Raw genomic sequence first — 1,604 nt, 5'->3', positions numbered from 1 at the left:
GCATTCCGCATATGGGGCTGGCGTTTTTCTCGGCCGCCTCGACGCTGGTGGCGGTGCCGACGGGGGTGCAGGTCTTTGCCTGGATCGGCACCATGTGGAAGGGGCGGCCCGAGTTGCACATGCCGATGCTGCATATCCTTGGGTTCTTCGTGACCTTCGTGATCGGCGGGCTGACCGGCGTGATGGTGGCCGTGGTGCCCTTTGACTGGCAGGCCCATGACACCGCCTTCATCACTGCGCATCTGCACTATGTGCTGTTCGGCGGTTTCGTCTTTCCGATGCTGGCGGGGATCTACTACTGGCTGCCACTAGTGAGCGGGCGCAAGCGGTTGTTCCGGCTCGGCGAGCTGGCCTTCGCGCTGATTTTCGTGGGATTCCACGGCACCTTTCTGGCCATGCATTGGGTCGGCCTGCTGGGCCAGCGCCGCCGGATCGACAGCTATGACGCGGAAACCGGCTGGGGGGTGATCAACTTCATCTCTTCGGTCAGCAGTTTCGTCATGGCGATCGGGCTTGCGATGGTGCTGGTCGACATCATCATCCACGGTTTCGTCGCGGTGCGCGGCCCGCGCAACCCGTGGCGGGCCGGCACTTTGGAATGGGCCGGCATGTCCCCGCCCGCCTCCTACAACTTCGCCAGTCTGCCAAACGTGCGGGGGCGTAGCCCACTCTCTGAGACACCGGATCTCGCGAACCGACTGGCCAAGGGCGAAGGCTATCTCGGCGCGCCCGATGTGGCCCGGCGCGAGACCCTGATGGTCGATGCCGCCAGCGGCCGACCCGAGATGCTGGTGATATACCCCGGCAATACGCGTTTGCCGATGCTGATGGCGGCGGTGACGGGTGGATTCTTCCTGTCGATCTTGCTCAAGCTTTTCTGGCTCACCCCGCTGGCACTGGCCGGCGTGGCGGCATTGGCGCTGCTCTGGGTCTGGCAATTGGGCGCGCGCGCCGATCAAGGTCCGCAAAAGGTCGGGCGCGGCACGGTCTTGCCGCTGGCAAGTGAGGGCGACAGATCGCCGGGCTGGTGGGGTTCGACCTTCCTCCTGGTGGCCAATGGGACCTTCTTCGGCTCACTTCTCTTTGGCTATGCCTTCCTCTGGACCGTCGCGCCCGGCTGGCCCCCTGCCCAATGGCTCGCCCCCTCTTGGGTCGAGCTTGGCTTCGGCATCGGCACAGCGCTCGTCGCCGCCTTGGCCCAGCACCTGAGCGCCCGCCGCAACCGCGCGGGCACCGCCCCTATGGTCGCTCTTGCCCCGGCATTTCTGGCAACGGTTGCCACAGCGGCGGTGTTCGGGGCCTTGCTGCTGCGCCTCCCGCCCCCGGACGGCCATGCCTATGCCGCCACGCTCCTCATCCTCGGCGCCTATGGGGTGGCCCATGCTCTGCTCGTGGGGCTAATGCAGGGCTTTCTGATCCTGCAGGTCCGGCGTGGTTTCACCTCGCCCCAGCGTCGGGCGGTTTTCGCCATTGTGACGCTCTGGTCCGACTATCTGGCAGCGATCACGGCGCTGATCCTGCTTGCGGCGCATCTGCCGGGGATGATCGCGTGAGAAAGTTGTTGCGCATTCTCTTGCCGCTGCTGGTCTGGCTGGTCAGTTTCA

Annotated in this window: 1 protein-coding gene; it reads left to right on the top strand. The window is 65.5% G+C overall.

The window, feature by feature from the left end; translation table 11 throughout:
- Positions 1–1,553, top strand: a 1,553-nt coding sequence (locus A3722_RS04360; RefSeq protein ID WP_201721964.1) for a cbb3-type cytochrome c oxidase subunit I, incomplete at its 5' end; no start/stop codon positions are given.
- Between the last annotated feature and the right edge of the window lie 51 nt (positions 1,554–1,604).

The organism is Sulfitobacter sp. HI0027, assembly GCF_001634775.1.
In the GTDB taxonomy this organism is placed as follows: Bacteria; Pseudomonadota; Alphaproteobacteria; order Rhodobacterales; family Rhodobacteraceae; genus Sulfitobacter.
This window is presented reverse-complemented; position numbering and strand designations above follow the sequence as displayed.